We start from the raw sequence: 14,940 nt of genomic DNA on the forward strand, positions 1-14,940 counted from the left end.
TATGGCTGTCCCGCCCGCATGGTGCTGGCCACAGCGACGACCATCCCCCTACAGAACTCGCCTATTACCTGGACGAACGTGATCTCAAGCGGTTTGGCACCCACCATCTCCGTAGGCACGTCTCGTATGGACTGACAAGCGTCAACGAAGGCGATTGCGCTGACAATGGCGCCTAGTTCTTCGGCGCTTACCTCGTCACCCTGAGGGGGCTCCTCCGACAGCGGTTGTGATGCCGCTTGGACGGCCCCAGTGGCGATTAGCAAAAGGCCAGCTATCAAGACTATCGATGGGCGCACGGAATTTCCTGAAAGACACAGCGGGCGGCGTCGCAGTGACGTAGCTGGATACGTCCCAGAGTGGCCATGCAAGCGTGGCGATTCTGCGAAAGCGTGTCGCTCCGTTAGGCGATAGGCATTGGAACGTCACGGCTAGCAAGGTTGTGTAGTCTTTAGGGCAGGCTTCAATCACCCGACTCAACAAGCCTCACTTCGTTCGGTGTAACCGTGACAGATAGGAAGCCTAGTTGGTCAGGCCTCAAGCCAGGCAGGCTTGTTGACATCTTGTTCCACGAAGCCGCGCGAATAGGGTTTGCTATCTTTGTTTTGATCGTACGCGTCTTATCTGCCCAGTCTGGAGAGCCATCGAATCTGACGTTGTAACCGATCTCCGCTTCGGCACCGGCAAAGGTGGCCGCCGACAGATTTCCTATTTTCAAGACAATTTCGGCACCGTCGGCCTTGGGCGACACGCTCGACATTGACACAAGCAAGATTCCCAGTTCGGTGTGCACAACACCGTAGCCACCGTCACCGGATGGATCGAGATACGCCTTCCCGTCCCGCTCGCGCTGCAACTGCGAGGCCAAGCGAGTCTCGAAGCTTTTTGACTGCCCCTCCAACTCCGTGATTCGTCTTTCAGCTTCGCTGAGCTTAGCCTCAATCTCAGCGCTGTCCCCAGCCCCACTTAAGCAGCCAGCGAGTCCCAGTATCAGCAACGTTCCGCCCAAAGCTTGGCAATGTCTGATCACGCGCTTCTCCTGCGATGCCAGCAAAGGCTAAGAAAACCTACTTTTTAACACCCCCCCACACGACAGGCCTTATAGAAGCGATATTTTACCCTGCACCGAGTAGCGCCTCAGCACTCTAAGCCTTCTGTAATAGGCAAGCAGCATTCTCAACTGCGTCAACGGATCAAGCCCTAAGCCTTGGAACTCGTTTTTGTAGCGGTCCCAATTAACGATATCGAAATACTCATCAACGAACCCTGAAAGGGCCTTGCTTTGCATCGGCGTCAAGCGATGGGAGGCCGATCCCCCATCCGAATCGAATCCGCTCAGTTGCTCCTTTCGGAAGTACACGTAGATATCCGAATAGAGCTTTTCGGATTTCCGATAGCTTTCGATGGGCACAATTTGCTGACAGGTACGTGCAATATCAGCTGCGAACTCCTTCAGCAGCTCCAACTCGATATGACCTGGTGAGGCGTAGTGCAACTCAAGCACACGCGCCCGATGAATAGATGGGGTAACCCCACGGAGGCCAGTGAAGATGTTGACAGCGTTGATTCCACCCTTCCAGGATGTCAAGAACCGATTGAGCGTGGTGCGCACTGCCGGGCGGCCCAAGTTCCCCAGCCCGTAATGGAAGGAGTAGAGCTGCTGATAAACACGAGGCACTGTGGCGATGTCATCAATGTAGAGCTCCCCATCGAGGGCAATTCTGTACTTTCCTACGTCGGCAGACGCCAACTGGAGCGCTGCTTCGGTCGCAATACTCTCGTAAAGAAATGAGTCTTGGTCAGGCATGTACTCCGCCAAGAGTTTGGATGGCACTATCGTTCTCGCGTTCTTCCTTTGAGCCTGCTTTGTTGCCTCGAAGACTAGAAGCAGTTCCGCCTTATCGATGATGGCTCTAAGAGAAAGCCTTGCCTCCAAATACTGGGCGAGGTCACCCCGGCCTACGGGTGTGACCACCCATCTGTTGTGACGGGAATCAGCGTCTACCCAGAAGAAGATGAAGTCGTCGTCGTCCTTTTTAAACAGACTCACGAGCGGGCCGTCGTAGAACACCAGATCGGCGTTCCAAGTGAAGTTCAACTTCTCATTCTTCGGAATGAGAACCCCCGGAAGGACCGGTAATCTGCTCATGGGATTTGTCCATGGAGCTGAAAGACCGATTTCACATTGACCCCTTTCATTGAGAAAAATGTGAAATGGCCATTTTGGCTTGATGGCAGCGTCGTGGCCCCATGTGCCGGCATCAGATTCGCGACCGCAAGATGGTCGCCGATAAGCGAGCGGGCCTTCTTGACCGTTTTTTCTAGAGCATGGAATGCCGAGATCCCATGTGCCTCCGTGTCGAAGACTGAAAGCCCCCAAGACAAGCACAGCTGCGACGAAGAGTTGAGCTGGTGCAACCTCTTCGGGTTTCGCTCTGCCAGTGGTAAGAAGCAGTCGTCCGTCATTGGATTCCGCACCCAACGCCATGCAGTCGCTTGCTTGCTTAGCGCGGAAACTGGAGGGCACGCAGCCCCGGGCGCCGAGCATTCATCCAGCGACTTCTGATACTGGTACATAGGAGCTCCATTCCTCACGTGGGCGTAGCTTCCATATCCTTGCACCACGCTGTCAAGCACCCGGCGCCGGCAAGCCCATGCCCCAAATCGGGTTCACTGGATGGAGTAGACGGCCTGTAATGAATGGTAGGCGTCCACGTGAGCCACCCACCGGTCGTTTGTGAAGACGCTCACCAGCCCGCAGGCGCAGTCCCGACCTACGGCCTTGGGGCAGGCAGGGTCGTGGAGGTCGAAGGCCCGCCAGGGTTGTCCTATGGCCTGCCGCGCGACCTCTAGGCGCCCTTCAAAGTCCTCAGGCAGGCACTGCCGTTCGGCGGCATAGATCACGTAGGTGACCCCGTCCCAGGGCTCCACTGAGCTATCCGTATCTACAGTAGAGATTGGCTCTTGGTCGTCAGTCACGGTCGGCCTCCGGTTCAGCATCCGCCGTCATAGCCACCAGTTGCACCGTGATCTTCTGGATGGGCACAGAATCAGGATCAACCCCCACCGACTGCACTGGCTTGCCGAAGCCGCGATCCAGCAGCGCCTCACAGGCCGCCCGGGCGAGGGAAAGGTTGTCCCCCCGCATGATCTCCACCAGGCGCTCAATAGCCTCTCGGCCGTGTCCCCGGGCCAGCTCCCGGACCTCGAAATCCACCTTGGGTCGCCCGCTGGGGTTGCCCGATTGCCCTGGAACGAATGGCATAGCTCTCACCTATTGTTTTCATCTGTTACCAATGCAAAACCCTGCTTGCGGAACGTCTTGTATGCGGCGTCGAACCCAACCGCTTGAACGTGCCTTTGGAGGTAATTGCCCGCCATCTCGGTGAGGTCAAGCCCTCCGAAGTGAACCCGCCTTCCTGCATTGGCTTGAAGCAACACAGCAGCGATTCCTCGCACTGCCGCAGGGCTCAGCGCCTCACCAGATCCTGCAGCCTTCGACTTCTCCTGCATGCCCCTACCCCCTCAGGTCGCCCGGGTGTACTTCTCGGGATCGCCCTGGAACTTGCCCAGGATCTCTCCGGTGTTCAGTGCGTTAACCCAGCCGGCAGCGGAACCACCGGCACGGGTAAGGCCAGCCCTAGAGCCAGCCGAGGCAGCTGGAGATCTCGCCCCACCCGCTCCGCCGCTCAGGAAGCCGCCTACGTTGTTTCCAAAGCCGCCTAGTGATCCGGGCGTGGGCTGCTGGGCAATGAGCTGCTTGCCCCACCCACTCGTGGGCGACCAGTTGGTGAACGACCCCGGGCGCATGAAGCCCTGATTGCCAAAGTTGTTGGCCGAGCCAGCGCCTTGCAAGTAGCCAGCCCAATCTCCACCGGGGGACTGAGCGCCGAGGCCGAGGTTGGCGATAGTGGGCGGCGTGGCCGAAGGAGCAGCGAATTCGCCTCGAGTGATTTGGGGGGCGCGCCAGTCCATAGGGATTGGAATCGACTCCGCCTGCACAAACCCGGGGTCTTTCCCGTACCTATCAACCATCTTGCTGATGCCCCTGCCCGCTATCGCTCCGATTAGCGGGCCGCCAAAGGCACCAATCACCGTCTGCGCCGCGCGACCAATAAGCCCCGGCATCACGTTCCGGTATTGCCCCGTCCGTGGGTCATAGTTGTTCGAGCCCGACAGGAATCGCTCCCCGACCCTGCCGGTCGTCCGGCCCAAAAAGTTGCGTTGTGCCACATGCCTCTCCTAGGGCTATTGGTTTAGCCCATTCATTTATTGGTGAGATTTCGTCGCCCGGGGCGGGTGTATGCTGGCGTCGCCAACCCTTGGGACCGACTGCAATGGATGCTTGGAAGAACACCCAGTACCCCCTGTCCCAGTCGTGGGAGGAGAGGGCTACATCTGACGACCGCAAAGATGCCCGTTACGGGTTCGCCTTCGTGTCGCTGGTTGTTGCTATTCCCGTCCTGCTCATCGCATTGGTAGTGCTTGTCTACGCGGGGTTTGCTGTCGCTTCATAGCCTCGAGCTGATCTGCCAGCTCGGCTACGTCGTCGTTGTCTTCTGACTCGGCGACATGCCGCAACATCTTAGTCTGAGCGACCAATTCACCGACTGGCTTCTCCCCGTTCTTCGCCACCCAGCGCACAAAGCCAGGGCTGGTCATGAGTCGGCCCAGACCGTTGAATGCCGCGGCCAATGAAGCCGAACCAGCTACGATTCCGGCCCCCAGGAGCGGACTACCGGACATCGCTGCAGTTGCCGCGCTACTCGCCGTACCCGCCGACTGGGTGATGAGCGAGATGAGCCGACCCGTGCCAGACGGGTTGCGGAACACTGCGCTTCCCTGCCGGATTTTCTCTGTCATCCGCGCGATCTTGTCCATATCCTGGCGGAAGCCCATTCCGTGGCGGTCAAACAACACCCGCTTGGCCTCCGGGCTCATGTTTGCCCAGTTGGTCAAGAACGTCTCCATGCTGAAAACGTCGTTGTCGGCGTTCTGCTGGCTGCCCGTCGCCCGGCCCATTCGGCGGATAAACGACGCTGACACCTCCCGCTGCGCCTCCTTGGGAAGCGACTGCATGACCGCGTGCAGCGTGGTGGCGCCTTCCTTCGTGTTGCCAAATGCCGCCTTGTAAACGGCTTCCGGCCCCCCGCTCTTGTCCACCACGTGGGCAATGGAGTCGATGCGGTTGCTTCGGGCAGCGTAGTAGGCGTTTGCGCGCTTCCAAGCCTGCCGGGCTTCCGGGGTGGTCGCGGCGGCCTCCATATCGCGTGTCAGCGCACCGTAGAGCGCCTTCCACTTGTCCCGAGGCACATTGTCCGCCAGGGAGTAGTTGTCTAGCTCCTTCCCCACGACCGTCCGCAGCTTGGTCAGGGCTTGATACGGGATCTGGTTGTCCGCCATCCCTGCGATTGCGGTCTTAACCTGTTCGTCAATCTGCTGAGGACTCGCGACCGGTTGTGAGGCACGCATCCCCAGTGTCTGGAGGCGCGTGTTCTCCGCCCTGGCCTGCTGTGCTTGGGCATTCAACTGCTGCCTGAGCTCATCTGCCTGCTGGCGCACCTCAGGCCGCTGCAGAGCCGCCTCCGCACCGCCGATATCCTTTCCCAAGGCAGCCTCAATGCCCTGGATCCTGGCGTTCTGGAAGAGCTTTGCAACATTGGGCGCACCTTCGATGGAGGCGTTAAGATCGGATAGCGCCTGCTTGGTGTTCTCTACGGGCACTCGCGCGCCAGGGGCGATCTGCTTCGAAACCCGGTCGTAAAGCTCCTCCGCCTTCTTTGCGGTCTTGGGTACGAACGCTACGGGAGACTTGCCCTCAACACCTTCCAAGATGGTGCGGCCCGCCTGCTCAGGGCTCATTGGTCGGCCACGCGGAGACAGCCCCACTGCGTACTGTTCGACCGCCTGTCCTGTTGCGGCGGACTGCTTAGCACCAAGCTGGGCAATGGGGCCCGCACCGCCCGGGACGTTCCCCAGCATCGTTTCGACGGCCTGGGGGAAGCGACCACCAGTAGCCTGCCCCACGCTAGGAGTTGCGCCAACGGCTGCGAAGTCCCCCACGGTCTGCTGAATGTCTGCAGAGGTGACCGGCGCGCCAACCGCGTTCCTCCCCCTCAGTGCTCCTCGCGTCCCTTGGGCCACAGCAGCCGGCACGATGCCGCCGCGCATGCCCGGAACGAGTGCTGCGAGCGTGCCAGGCGCGAACCCGGCCGCAAGGCCAGCCGCCACTTGAGCGCTAGGTCCGCCGCCAGCCTCTTTAACCCCCGAGCTTGCCAGCGTCCCGGTGGTGGTCGCTGCCGTCTGGAGGATGGGGTTTGCAGCGAAGAACTGCCCGGTCCGCTGTACAAGACCACGCCCTGCGCTCGCCAAGCCACCCGCCCCCAACGTCAAGGCAGTGCCGGTCAGGCCCTCGCCGACGTCCCCCATAACGCGGTCGCCCGACGTCTGCGCCTGGGGGAGGCCGAGGGTATTGGCAAATGCCTGCGCTTCCTCGCGATACGGCCGCGCCTCCTGCAACCCAACGGCCCTCGCGATGGGATTGGCGATGTAGTTGTTGAAGGCGTCGCCGCCAGCGGCCCCGATTAGACTTCCAGCGCCCTGTATCGCCGAACGCACGCCGAACGCCGCGTCGCGGCCAACGCCATACGTCCAGCCATCGGGCGCGACCTTCTGCGCCGTGGAGTCAACAGTAGCCGTTACACCGCTGAAGTCAGGCCGCTGCGCCTGCACGGCAGGAAGGTCAGTGATCGGCATCTCACTGTCAGCCGAGCCAGCCTGAGCCGCGTAGTTGGCCCACGGGCCTTTGCTCGTGCCTTGGTCGGGCTGGCCTTGAGGTGACGCGGCAACTTCCGCTTCCTGCTGGTACTTTTCCCACGGACCTGCCATCAGATGCGCTCCCAATTCTTCTTGTCAGCGGGGTTACCCCCCTTAAAGCGATAGCCACCCTCCACGGTGCCGGGCGCAGGGCTGTTCACACCTCGCGCCGCATTCGCCCCTTGCGGTGCGGGAGCCGGCAGTGCGCTACCCGCAGCAGAACGCATGCCACGCTCAGTTACCTGACGGGCTCGGGCCTTCTGTGCGATCACCGCAGGCGAGTCGCCGGGAATCGGGAAGTACGTCCGCCGTTCCTGCTCCATTTCATCCTTACCGATCGCTGCGCCGGATTCCTTTCGGAGGTTCGCACGCACCCAGTTGTTCTGAGCCTGGCGGTATTGCTGCCCCTCGTCAGTGGCAAGCGGGTTAAGGACTTCGCCGCCAGCGGTGTAGTAGTCGCGACGATTCGTCGGGTCGTATCCCGCCCCCTCCAGGCGCTGCATCTCGCTGTTCGCCTCGACCATGCGATTGAAGAAGCCGGATGCGTTGCGCTCGCCCTCGCTGGTCTTACCGGCCGGGATGTAGGTCGTGGTTCCGTCGCCGTTGTCGATGACCTGTCCCGCACCACCTGCCGGCATGTCGCGGGGCTTGTTAACAATCTGGATCTGGCCGGTTGGCCCCATCTGGGCTACGGTTCCAGACGGCAGGCCAAGGGATGCAATCTCGTCGGCCTTGAGCGTGCGGTAGCTCTCGCGCTCCTTGTCTGCCTTGGCAGGCTTCCATCCGATCTGGGGCGAGCCCTGCCCACCCTGAGCGAGTGCCAAGACCTTGGGAACATAGTGCCGAGTCTCTGCCGGTGCGTTGGCGAGGACCGCATCGACGTTTCCGCCATGGGTTTTCATGGCCCTATCCACGTTCCCCGGCCCCCAGTTGTAGGCGGCAAGCGCCAGTTGCGGGTCGCCGTACTGCTTCAACATGGCCTGCAGGTAATCCTTGCCCACGCGCTCCATTTCAGCGGGCGAGCGGTCCCGTGCCGGGGCGACCCCGTAACCCGGATCAACCAGCGTGCCGGGCATGGTCTGCATCGTGCCCATAGCACCCTTAGGCGACACAGCAGCGGGGTTACCGCCCGACTCGATCTGCATTACGGCCTGTTCCAGCGTCGGAACCATGTCCTTCGACAAGAAACCGCTTGTCGGCATCTGCGGCTGCGTACCGAGTGGATCCTGAGATAGGAAACCTTCACTGATGACGTTGCCCTTCAGGTCTCTCAGTTCTTGGGTTGCCAGGTTGCGCAGCACGTTGAGATATCCGGGCTCTCCAGTGCGCGGATTCTTGTAGGCGATCTCCATCGGGTCCCATTTAGCCTGGGGCTGCGCCTTGTTGCGGAGGTCCAGCGCGCCATCCGGGTCGTACCGAGCCAGCTCCGCCCACTTCTCGCTATTGATCGAGCCGTCAGAATTCAGCACGCCCTGCTGGGCCTGCTCAATGGCGGCGTTGCGCTCCATGCCCTGCCGGGTTCGGGCAAGGATTTCCTTCTTGTATCGGGCGTTCTCCATCCCCTGAACGCTTTGATCGACCGCGAGCAACCCCGACTGGATGCTGTCGCTGAGAGAGGCGCCAAAGTTGCCACCATTCTTGGCGCTGAGCATCCCCAGCCCGGCTGCCAGCAGGCCGCGACGCGTAAGAGCGCCTTGATCCTGCTCGCTCATATCCTGCCAGCCGGGGGTCATACGGCCGAAAAAGTTTCGTGGGCTGAAATTCATGAATTGCTGTCCTATGCTCAAGTTGCGCATCGCTTACCGAGTACTCACCGAGGACTCACTGAGTACTCACGGAGCGGTGCGTGACATGCGCGAAGAAGGGAAGGCGGCGCCACCGAAGTGGTCGCCGCCGGGGCCCGCCCTTGGGTAGTTGGAGCCCCTATTACTTTCACCGTTTGGCGGGTGTAAATAGCTCCCAGCCCGGACAGCGGCAGCCGTAGCGGATATCTCGCTAAGCCTCGGCGACTGGCCTGCCTGCGCCAGGGCTCAACAGACCGTCGCCCGCGTTCCAGTCGCGGTTCCCCGCCTCGCCCAGCTCTTCCAAAAGCGCGTAGCTCGCACGCTCCAGCCAGTCCCACAGGACCCGCTCAATCGCGCGAACTCTGTTGCGGTACGCAGACTCCCTAACACCCTCGCTCGCTGCCCCGTCCCTGTAGCTACGCCCAAGACCCAGAAGCCGCGCAGCCGCCTCTCGGGCGTGGTGACGTTCGTGGCCAAGCGCGACCAAGTACAGCTCAACCTGCGGCCACCGCCAAAGCTGCTGGGCGGCATAGAGCATCAGCCAGTCCTCCAGCGGCCCGTCCAAGCCGGCGTCAGCGAGCGCCATCAGGACCGGACGAACCGGACGAACCGCAGGGATCACCACAACACCAGGGGACGCCTTGTTGCTCCAAGCATGGACGCGCCTCGTCCTCGACGCGTGCATATCAGGATTTGACGCGTCGGCACGCATGTTTGTCGCGTTGTCGAACGCCTCCACTGTCCGCCTTTTGTCCGCATTGAAAGCGGACAGGGCGGCCGCACGCGCATGTCGTCCTCTGGGAAGGTACTTTCGAGCGTCGTGGACAACCGCGCCACGGCTGTGGATGGCCAAACCGGCAGGATCCACTGTTCCGTCCTCGGCCACGGGAACCTCCACCCAACTTGCATGCCAGACCATCGCCATGCACGCTCCGCAGCCGTAAGCAGCCGCCACCGCTCGGGACGCCCGGTCCACGTTGGTTGAACCTTCCTGCCAAGGCCCTCCCTTCCTTGGCCGAGACGGCAGTTTGCTCTCCGATGCTGCTAGCAGTGCTGTATCGATGCTAGTAGCAGTGCTAGTAGCATCCAAGCCGCCCGCAGTGGCTGGTTCTGTTCGCGATGGTCTCAGGTCCAAGAGTGCGCCTCCCGGTAGCGATGCCCAGGGGAGCCCATCACACCCAGTGCGCAGGCTGCTCCGCTTGGTAGATATCTAGATAGGTGTGCACATAGCGACCAATAGGGGATGTGGATAAGTGGCTGACTGCACCGCATAGCGACTAACTTGGTCTGTATGTGGAGCAAGGATTTGCGCCACTGCTCCGCATAGCGACCAACTTGCTCCGCATAGCGACTACATTTCGCGCCGTTGCTGCCAGAGATGCGGTGCCACGTGGGTTGCCGGTTCTTGGTGCTTGTGGGACTCATCAATGGGGTAATAGGTGAGTGCATATAGCCCACACCGGTTCCGCCCACCCTTCCGGGTTTCGATGATCCACCCAGCCTCCAGAAGCTCGCGCTTTGCACCCATGACGGTGCCTTGGCTCTTCCAGCCACGGGTCCGCAAAAGTGACCAAGGGATGCTGATGTCCCCATTGCGGCCTGGCCGGTACTGCCGTGCAAGTTCAAGCAAGAGCTTTGCGGCGTGCCCTGAGAGGCATCCAAACTCATCTGAGTCGGCAATGCGGTGCTCGATGGAGAGGAAGGGCGGGCCCTTGCCGCGACCTTTGATCTGGGATCGCTTCCTGTCTGAAATTCGTGGCACATGGTCACCTCCCATCGCCCTTACCTCGGCCAATAGGACGTTCCAGACGGCAGTTGTCTGCTCGTTTCATATACCCCCCAAGGGCAACAGGTAGAGAGCCGGTTAGGGCTTATTTCGCGGCTTCTTCTTGGTTCTGGCAGCGCCTGAAAGATGCGCCCACGTACGGCCACGCCGGATATCTCTGACCGTCCGTATGCAGATCCCCAAGCGCTGGGCCCAAACTCTGGCGGGGACGGCCTCTGCACTGTCGCGGATCGCCAGTGCCTGCTCTGGGGTCAACTTGCAGTAGGTGGAGCGGCAGCCGTAGCGCAGCAGGTTTCGCTGAGCCTGCCTTGCTCGGTTTTGCTGAGGAGTCACGAGATCGAGGTTGGAAAGCGCGTTATTTCCCGCATTGGCGTCCAGGTGATCGATCTGCATCCCCTCAGGGATGGGCCCGTGAGCAGCCTCCCAAACCACGCGATGCGCGTACCAAGTGCGAAGGCGATCCGCCGAGGTCATCCGCTTGAGTACTCGGACGTAGGTGTCGGCGGTCTGTACGCCTACCTCCAGCCCATCTGGGTTGAAGACCCGGCCAGTACTTAGGCATACCAAGAGGCCAGAAGGGGTATGGGGCACAAGTGACGAAGTGTCTTGGGTCTTCACGGCTCGTCCTCCACCGGCTCAGCCCGCTGCGGAAGGCGTGATTTGAACTCTAGCCAGGCGGCGCGCACGTTGAGTGGCACGTAGTATTCGGTTACTCCGTACGAGCCGTGGTCGTCCTCAAGGACTGCTGGATAGGCCTCAAGTAGTCCTCGTCTTACCAGCTGCTGGGCAGCGGGCCGGGACGGAGCTGCTTGCGTCCCGTCAGCTGTCCATCCGCCCGCATCCATCAGCCGCCGCTGATCTATGGTGAGGCCGCTGAAGTCGAGATCGGTCATGGGGATGTCCCCGCGCCGCTTTGTAGCCGAGTGGGCAGGCTGTACAGGCTATCGAGGTAGACGAACCGTCTCCGACCGATGCTGATCGTCTCGAGCAGACCTGCGTTTGCCAGTTCGTAGGCCTTGGATCGACCGATACCGACCTTCGTGCATTCCGGGATAAAGGGCCGGAACTCCCTGTGTCCATGTGTATCCACTGACTGCACCATGTATGCCGCAATGCGGCGGGTGAGTCGAAATTTAGGGATACGGGAGCGAGTTCAACATGCCATCTGCTTGAACAATTCTGGATTTGACTCAGGCTGAATCAGAACCAGGAATTCTGATTCTGATTCAGGGTGACGCGTCTATGCTCCCTTAGGAATAGGTGCGAGCTTGGAAATTGCCGCCTCGTCCATGTCACTGGTCTCGAAGAAAACTGAGGCCAGCGCAAGCACAAGCGCTCTGTGGGGGGTGCCGAACTCGCGCATGAACTCGTTCGTTAAGCGCCGAATGAAGCGCAACCGCCTTACATTGGAGTCGTTCGGCTTCTTGACTTCGCTCTGCAGCTCCGCCAGATGAAGCGCGCCGTTATGGATTGCATCGAAGACTAGCCCCAGGTCCTTCCTTATGCCGTGATAGATAGAGAACCGAATGCGGTACAAGGAATCTTCTCTGTCATCTTCGTCCAGATCCTCGAAATTCTGCGGCCAGTTCGCTTGGTAGTTGATCGCGCTCTCAAGCGCAGCGCGATCTAGATAGGGCTGGAATGGCCAATCAAGACCGGTTCTCTCGTTATAGAAGGGTACGAGGAGTTCGCGTAGAGCCTCGCAGTGGGCGACCATCTTCTTCGATGCGGCCTGCCTTTGCTTTGAGGTCATCTTCTCGAATGGCTCCAGTTCTGCGAGACCATGCATCACTGCGCCACTTATCCAATCTTCCAACGTCGCTCCCAGCCTCCTACCCCTCCGATTCTTGCCCTTGAGCGATTCGAGACACACCACATACTCTGCAGATGCCCTTAGCTTCCGCCAAGCAGCCTCTGCCTCCTGATCCTTAAATAGATGAGTCGAAGTCATCAGCGGTTCTCTCTATGGCGCCTTCCAAGGTAGTCCCTTGGCTTCCCGCATCCTACCTAGTACTTCTCAGGTGGGCGATCATGTCGTTTAGGAGTTCACGGGCTGCGCGTCTAGCTTGGGCCTTCGTTTGAAAGCCAAGGCCATCAGCAGACCGAGAGCGCAGCAGATCTTCGGTAAGGTCGTCGAGAACCCGACTTGCCTCCCGCCTTGCCTCCTGTCGCGCCCGCTTGGCAGCGTCCTGCCGTGCCCGCGACCAGCGCCTCTCCGAAGCCGCTTCCCGCCGTCGCTGTCGCTCTAGGCCTGCTTTTAACGCCACTTCGGGAAAGCCAAGGGGAAGCATTTCGTCGGTTCTGTCGGTAGCCGATGCGTACCAGTGCACCCCACGGCGGAGGTGGTAGGAGGCTTGGTCGAAGAGCCAGGGACTGGAGCTCGGCTCCAAATCTCGCATGGCCGTCCAGCCCAATTCCTGAGCCCTCAGCACAAGCCCCACGGCATCCACGTCCTGGGTGGCTACAACTCCGCTCTCGTCGTAGTAGCAGAGGCGGAAGCGCTCGTCCTGATGAAGGGCAAGCCACTCAACCCCGCCCGGCTCTAGGGCAACAAGGGCCCGCACAGGGGCGCCCTTCGCCACAAGGCGGTCAATCGGATCGGCAGACGCGGCGAAGTCAATGATTCGCATGGCACTGCCCTCCCATGGTCGAGTAGGGGGTTGCTACGGGTGCGCTAAGGAGTGCCAGTAGCACACCAGTAGCAAACAGAAGGGTGCAGGCCCAGTAGAGGTTGGAATCCCCGTGGTTGGCCAGCCAGAGCTGCAGGCGTCGGGGGCGACGGGTTGCGTTCGGCTGCGTTTGCTTGCGTTCGCGCCAAGCGCTGAAGAGCAGGCTGCAGCCGGCGAGTCCCACGGTGCGGGGGGTATTCGAGGCCACGCGCGCCCGTTCACGCGCAGGTTCTATAATGCTGCGATCCATGATCGACTCCTAATAGTCGGTTTTGGTAGGCCGAGCTAGGGGTTCCAGCCCCTTTCTCGGCCGCTTTGTTTCTGTGCCTCTACTCTTTCGTTCCTCCCTTGTAGATGAGCCTTAGGCCCGGTTTTTCCGCAGCGGGACGACCTTGCGGCCGTTCTCACGGAGGGTGTCCAGGTAGTCAGACCATGCCTGCATCATCTTGCGTCGCTCGGGCAGATGGGTGGCGCGGTTGTACGCCCGCCCCAGTGGATCGTGTACGGCATGCGCCAACTGGTGTTCGATGTAGTCCGGACGGAACCCCAGCACCTCGTCCAGCACCGTCCGCGCCATTGCCCTGAAGCCGTGGCCGACGATGGTTGTTCCGTCAAAGCCGAGGTTCCGCAGGGCGGCATTGATCGTGTTCTCACTCATGGGCCGAGACGCACTCCGGACGCCCGGGAACACGTACTCACTGCGCCGGGTCAGCGGCTGCAGCTCCGCAAGCACCTGCACGGCCTGGTCGGACAGGGGGACGATATGGGGGGTCTTCGTCTTGCTGGTGACGTACCGCCACTCCCCGGCATCTAGGTCAATGTCAGCCCACTTGGCGGCACGAAGCTCGCCGGGGCGCACAAAGAGCAAAGGGGCAAGCCTAAGGGCCGCTTGGGTGACTGGAGAGCCTTGGTAGGAATGCAGGGCCCGCAGCAATTCGCCGATCTGTTCGGGGTCTGTGAGGCTTGCGAAGTGCTTAGTCCTGGGCTGTTCGAGCGCCCCGGCCAAGTCCTCTGCAGGATTCCGTTCGGCACGGCCGGTTGCCAGGGCATAGCGGAAGACCCGGCCCGCATGGGACCGCGCTCGATGGGCGGTTTCGACCACACCCCGCTGTTCAAGCTTGCGCAGGGCCGCCAAAAGGATAGGGGCGGTTACGTCGGTGATAGGCATAGCAGCGATTGCCGCCAGATCCTTTTCAATCAGGCGCCGCTCGCGCTTTACCGAGCCTGGGGACAGCCCCTCTTTGGCCCGCTTGGCTAGCAGCTCCAGGCCGATGGCACCAAAGGTGCTGTTAACACGGTCAGCGTGAGCCGCTCGCTCGGCCCTGGCGACGTGAGCCGGGTTGGCCCCGCCTCGCAGCAACGCTCGCAGCTTGTCACGCTCGGCCCGAGCCTGCTGCAGCGACATCGACGGGTACTCATCGATGGTGACGATGCTCGCCTTGGAGGCGTACCTGTAGCGGTAGCGCCATGCCTTGGATCCGGACGGTCGCACCTCTATGCAAAGGCCATTGGAATCCGCAACCCGGTAGGGGCGGTCCTTGGCCTTCAGTGCGCGCAGTTTGGTGTCGGTGAGCATGTGAGTCATCCGCCAGTGAGTCGGGGTAGGAAATTCCCGACCCTTGGCTCACAGCCTGACTCACTTTTTTGCCGGATGCAAGTGGACGCAGATGGACGCCGACGGACGGTAGATCGCTCAATTCAGCGCGTTTCCATGCTTCGCTCGGACAACCCTGGACGTCGTCGGACTTCAATGTGGTGGGCCCACCAGGATTCGAACCTGGAACCAAAGGATTATGAGTCCTCTGCTCTAACCGTTGAGCTATAGGCCCTTGCGGCCGCACAGTGTAGTGGACGCCAACGGCTGCTTTCCACTGCGAACGTCACCGAA

11 protein-coding genes and 1 tRNA gene are annotated in these 14,940 nt (G+C 60.9%); all 12 read right to left on the minus strand.

The features are described 5' to 3' along the window. Positions 1–460: 460 nt before the first annotated feature. Positions 461–1,027 carry a DUF3251 domain-containing protein gene (locus tag M2421_RS18965; RefSeq protein WP_259209779.1) on the minus strand — a complete coding sequence of 189 codons (567 nt, stop codon included), beginning with the start codon at positions 1,025–1,027 and terminating at the stop codon, positions 461–463. Positions 1,028–1,096: 69 nt separating this feature from the next. Further along, positions 1,097–2,146: a hypothetical protein gene (locus M2421_RS18970; RefSeq protein ID WP_259209781.1), complete on the minus strand. Its 1,050-nt coding sequence runs from the start codon at positions 2,144–2,146 to the stop codon at positions 1,097–1,099. Next, positions 2,143–2,574, minus strand: coding sequence for a hypothetical protein (locus M2421_RS18975; protein ID WP_259209783.1), 432 nt, complete (start codon positions 2,572–2,574; stop codon positions 2,143–2,145). Before M2421_RS18975 ends, M2421_RS18970 begins: the two co-directional genes overlap by 4 nt. A gap of 394 nt (positions 2,575–2,968) precedes the next feature. Then, positions 2,969–3,262 carry a DUF5681 domain-containing protein gene (locus M2421_RS18980; RefSeq protein WP_259209784.1) on the minus strand — a complete coding sequence of 98 codons (294 nt, stop codon included), beginning with the start codon at positions 3,260–3,262 and terminating at the stop codon, positions 2,969–2,971. Positions 3,263–3,267: 5 nt separating this feature from the next. Then, entirely contained in the window at positions 3,268–3,510 is a 243-nt protein-coding gene (locus tag M2421_RS18985) for a hypothetical protein (protein ID WP_259209786.1), read from the minus strand. A 954-nt stretch (positions 3,511–4,464) separates the two neighbouring features. After that, a complete protein-coding gene (locus M2421_RS18990) occupies positions 4,465–6,885 on the minus strand; it encodes a hypothetical protein (protein WP_259209788.1) in 2,421 nt (806 codons plus the stop codon). Next, entirely contained in the window at positions 6,885–8,579 is a 1,695-nt protein-coding gene (locus M2421_RS18995; RefSeq protein ID WP_259209790.1) for a lytic transglycosylase domain-containing protein, read from the minus strand. Before M2421_RS18995 ends, M2421_RS18990 begins: the two co-directional genes overlap by 1 nt. A gap of 229 nt (positions 8,580–8,808) precedes the next feature. Then, a complete protein-coding gene (locus tag M2421_RS19000; protein WP_259209791.1) occupies positions 8,809–9,522 on the minus strand; it encodes a hypothetical protein in 714 nt (237 codons plus the stop codon). Positions 9,523–10,997: 1,475 nt separating this feature from the next. Continuing rightward, on the minus strand, positions 10,998–11,276 hold the full coding sequence (locus M2421_RS19005; protein WP_259209793.1) for a hypothetical protein: 279 nt from the start codon (positions 11,274–11,276) through the stop codon (positions 10,998–11,000). Between the two features lie 347 nt (positions 11,277–11,623). Further along, the gene (locus M2421_RS19010) at positions 11,624–12,334 is read right to left on the minus strand and encodes a hypothetical protein (RefSeq protein WP_259209795.1); all 711 of its coding nucleotides are present in this window, start codon (positions 12,332–12,334) and stop codon (positions 11,624–11,626) included. 1,079 nt (positions 12,335–13,413) lie between these two features. Continuing rightward, the gene (locus M2421_RS19015; RefSeq protein WP_259209796.1) at positions 13,414–14,628 is read right to left on the minus strand and encodes an integrase arm-type DNA-binding domain-containing protein; all 1,215 of its coding nucleotides are present in this window, start codon (positions 14,626–14,628) and stop codon (positions 13,414–13,416) included. A 177-nt stretch (positions 14,629–14,805) separates the two neighbouring features. After that, positions 14,806–14,881, minus strand: a tRNA-Ile gene (locus M2421_RS19020). Positions 14,882–14,940 lie beyond the last annotated feature (59 nt).

This window comes from Stenotrophomonas sp. BIGb0135 (assembly GCF_024810105.1).
Taxonomy (GTDB): Bacteria; Pseudomonadota; Gammaproteobacteria; order Xanthomonadales; family Xanthomonadaceae; genus Stenotrophomonas; species Stenotrophomonas maltophilia_AB.

Coding starts and splice junctions, on each gene's coding strand:
- M2421_RS18970 (WP_259209781.1), bottom strand. CDS start 2,146: ATGAGCAGATTACCGGTCCTTCCGGGGGTTCTCATTCCGAAGAATGAG.
- M2421_RS18975 (WP_259209783.1), bottom strand. CDS start 2,574: ATGTACCAGTATCAGAAGTCGCTGGATGAATGCTCGGCGCCCGGGGCT.
- M2421_RS18980 (WP_259209784.1), bottom strand. CDS start 3,262: ATGCCATTCGTTCCAGGGCAATCGGGCAACCCCAGCGGGCGACCCAAG.
- M2421_RS18985 (WP_259209786.1), bottom strand. CDS start 3,510: ATGCAGGAGAAGTCGAAGGCTGCAGGATCTGGTGAGGCGCTGAGCCCT.
- M2421_RS18990 (WP_259209788.1), bottom strand. CDS start 6,885: ATGGCAGGTCCGTGGGAAAAGTACCAGCAGGAAGCGGAAGTTGCCGCG.
- M2421_RS18995 (WP_259209790.1), bottom strand. CDS start 8,579: ATGAATTTCAGCCCACGAAACTTTTTCGGCCGTATGACCCCCGGCTGG.
- M2421_RS19000 (WP_259209791.1), bottom strand. CDS start 9,522: ATGGCGATGGTCTGGCATGCAAGTTGGGTGGAGGTTCCCGTGGCCGAG.
- M2421_RS19005 (WP_259209793.1), bottom strand. CDS start 11,276: ATGACCGATCTCGACTTCAGCGGCCTCACCATAGATCAGCGGCGGCTG.
- M2421_RS19010 (WP_259209795.1), bottom strand. CDS start 12,334: ATGACTTCGACTCATCTATTTAAGGATCAGGAGGCAGAGGCTGCTTGG.
- M2421_RS19015 (WP_259209796.1), bottom strand. CDS start 14,628: ATGCTCACCGACACCAAACTGCGCGCACTGAAGGCCAAGGACCGCCCC.